The 2468-nt window shown below is 67.8% G+C and carries 4 protein-coding genes and 1 pseudogene; 2 read left to right on the top strand and 3 right to left on the bottom strand.

Features of this window, described 5'->3' with window-relative positions; all coding sequences use genetic code 11:
• Window positions 1–726, bottom strand: a 726-nt coding sequence (locus KZA10_RS12350; protein ID WP_218683016.1) for a DEAD/DEAH box helicase, incomplete at its 3' end; no start/stop codon positions are given.
• On the opposite strand from KZA10_RS12350, the pseudogene KZA10_RS18535 reads away from it, so the two are divergent.
• A pseudogene (locus KZA10_RS18535) lies at window positions 643–1323 on the top strand (heparan-alpha-glucosaminide N-acetyltransferase domain-containing protein); the annotation flags it as partial. The gene KZA10_RS12350 and the pseudogene KZA10_RS18535 overlap by 84 nt on opposite strands.
• Here the strand turns inward: KZA10_RS18535 and KZA10_RS12340 are convergent.
• Together KZA10_RS12340 and KZA10_RS12335 are read right to left on the bottom strand one after the other, a co-directional pair.
• Window positions 1323–1619, bottom strand: coding sequence for an aldo/keto reductase (locus KZA10_RS12340; protein WP_256934799.1), 297 nt, complete (start codon window positions 1617–1619; stop codon window positions 1323–1325). The pseudogene KZA10_RS18535 and the gene KZA10_RS12340 overlap by 1 nt on opposite strands.
• 86 nt (window positions 1620–1705) lie before the next feature.
• Window positions 1706–1936 carry a helix-turn-helix domain-containing protein gene (locus KZA10_RS12335; protein ID WP_219870255.1) on the bottom strand — a complete coding sequence of 77 codons (231 nt, stop codon included), beginning with the start codon at window positions 1934–1936 and terminating at the stop codon, window positions 1706–1708.
• Between the two features lie 94 nt (window positions 1937–2030).
• On the opposite strand from KZA10_RS12335, the gene KZA10_RS12330 reads away from it, so the two are divergent.
• A complete protein-coding gene (locus KZA10_RS12330; RefSeq protein WP_229778820.1) occupies window positions 2031–2405 on the top strand; it encodes a helix-turn-helix domain-containing protein in 375 nt (124 codons plus the stop codon).
• Window positions 2406–2468 lie beyond the last annotated feature (63 nt).

The following is a 2468-nucleotide window of genomic DNA, read 5'->3' as shown; positions in this document are numbered from 1 at the left end:
CTCGCCGGGGAGGAAGACGAGCACGTCGCCCGGCGCCTCGCGGTCGAGTTCACGCAGCGCGGCGACGATGGCCGAGACCTCGTCCTCCGGCTCGGCCGGCTCGGCCTCGTCGTCCGCATCCTCGACCGGACCGCGATAGCGGATCTCCACCGGATAGGTGCGTCCGGAGACCTCGATGATCGGTGCCGGCGTGCCGTCGGAGGCGGCGAAGTGCTTCGCGAAGCTCTCCGGATCGATCGTCGCCGAGGTGATGATCACCTTGAGGTCGGGGCGCTCCGGGAGGATGCGGGCCAGGTAGCCGAGCAGGAAGTCGACGTTGAGGGAGCGCTCGTGCGCCTCGTCGATGATGATCGTGTCGTAGCGCGTGAGCAGCCGGTCGCGGTGGATCTCGTTGAGCAGGATGCCGTCGGTCATCAGGGCGATGCGGGTGGCGTCGGACACCTTGTCGGTGAAGCGCACCTTGTATCCGACGAGCGCGCCCATCTCGACCTGGAGCTCTTCCGCGACTCGTTCCGCGATCGTGCGGGCGGCGAGACGCCGGGGCTGCGTGTGCGCGATGCGCTCGCGCCCCAGCTCGAGCGCGATCTTCGGCAGCTGCGTGGTCTTGCCAGAGCCCGTCGCACCGGCGACGATCACGACCTGATGGTCGCGGATGGCATCGGAGATCTCGGCCCTGGCCGCACTGACCGGCAGCTCCGGGGGATAGGAGATCACAGGGGAGGACATAGCCCTCCATCGTATGCCGGGATCGGACATGTGCATGCCGATGTCAGCCCCTACGATCGGGGGGTGATCACTGCTCTCGCTCCCGTCCGGTGGTTCCACGAGTTCGGACGGCCCCCGCGCATCCTGGGCCTTGACATCGCCAGGGGGCTGGCGATCCTCGGCATGGCCGGAGCGCACATCGGCGAGACCGAGCCGTTCCAGTGGCTCGACCCGGCCACCTGGACCGATCTGGTGCACGGACGCTCCTCGATCCTCTTCGCGGTGCTCGCCGGCATCTCGATCGCCCTGATGACCGGGCGCAGCGCCCTCCCCGAGCGGGAGCACATCCCGAGCATCCGGCTGAACCTGATCGGCCGGGGCGCGGTGATCTTCGTGATCGGTCTGGCCTTGGAGATGCTGAACACCCCGATCGCGGTGATCCTCACGCTCTACGGCCTGCTCTACGTCGCGGTCATCCCGTTCCTGCGCTGGCGACCCTGGCAGCTGCTGGCGGGAGCCGGGGTGCTCGCGCTCCTGGGCCCCGCGCTGCTCGCGTTCCTGAACGCGGTGATGCTCAACCCCTACGGTTCCGGCATCGGGTTCGTGCTGTACGGCACTTATCCGATCACCGTCTGGATGGCCCTGGTGCTGGCGGGCATGGCATCGACCTGCGCCACGATGTGCGCGTACGAGAAGTCGAACATCCCCTGCGACGGCACGATGCCGCACTTCGTCTGGAGAACGATCTCGTCGCGCTCGGAAGAGGTGAGCTGCAGCGCATCGGCGAACCGCGCCTCGCAGTGATGCATGCTGCCGCCGTAGATGTCGGCGTGGTCGAAGAAGTCGATACCGGCGGTGCGGGCGGTTTCGTACAGCGTGCGGATGTGAGCGTCGTCCTTGTCGTCGATGCGCATCATTCCGGCGATGACGGCGGGGGCGGTGGCTGATCCGAACGACACTGTCTTCATGCGCACAACGCTACCCTCCGGCGCCGACGGCGTCAGGAGTCGTCGGGCACCGCGCCGGGGAGCAGAGCGGTGACAGGAACGCCGAGGACCTCGGCGATGCGCGCGAGGTCGACGACCGTGAAGTCGTCGATGCCGTCGAGCAGATTTCCCAGGGCGTCGGGCCCGATACCCGAGCGCTCGGACAGCTCGGAGAAGGACACCCCCGCGTGGAACCGCGCCCCGTCGACCTCAGATGCCAGCAAATGACGTAATTCTGTCCCCATCTGCCTACACTAGCGCCACGAACAGACGCGCATGGGGCTCGAATGAGCCAGAATGGCGGCATTCTGGAGTCGTCACGCTGCTATGGTGAGCCAGGTGAAGACACCTGCCGAGGAGTTCAACGACGCTGTCGGTCGCCAGATGCGCGCGGAGATCGCCGCGTCACGGAGCAGCATCGCAGCGATGGCGCGCAGCATCGGGATCGCCCGGAGCGCTCTCGACAACTACGTGACGGGCAAGCGCGCGATCCCGGTCCCCGTCGTCTACGCGGTCTGCGCCGACCTCGGCGTCGAGCCCCACGTGCTCTTCGCCCGCGCAGAAGAGCGGCTGCGCGCAGACGGCGATGCCACCGCGCGCATCACGCCGATCCGCCGCGCACCCGATGTCGCCGGCCCGCGCGAAGATACCCGAGAGGTCGCCTTCGAATCCGGCGTCAGGCACGATGCCGACACCGACGACCTCTACGAATAGGCCGGGCTTCCGCCCCGGAGCGAGAGACCGGCACGAGGAGGGGGACCATGCAGCACCTTCTCC

It is taken from the genome of Microbacterium sp. BF1, assembly GCF_019279095.1.
In the GTDB taxonomy this organism is placed as follows: Bacteria; Actinomycetota; Actinomycetes; order Actinomycetales; family Microbacteriaceae; genus Microbacterium; species Microbacterium maritypicum.
The sequence above is the reverse complement of the archived record's forward strand: the minus strand, read 5'-3'. Positions and strand labels throughout refer to the sequence as shown.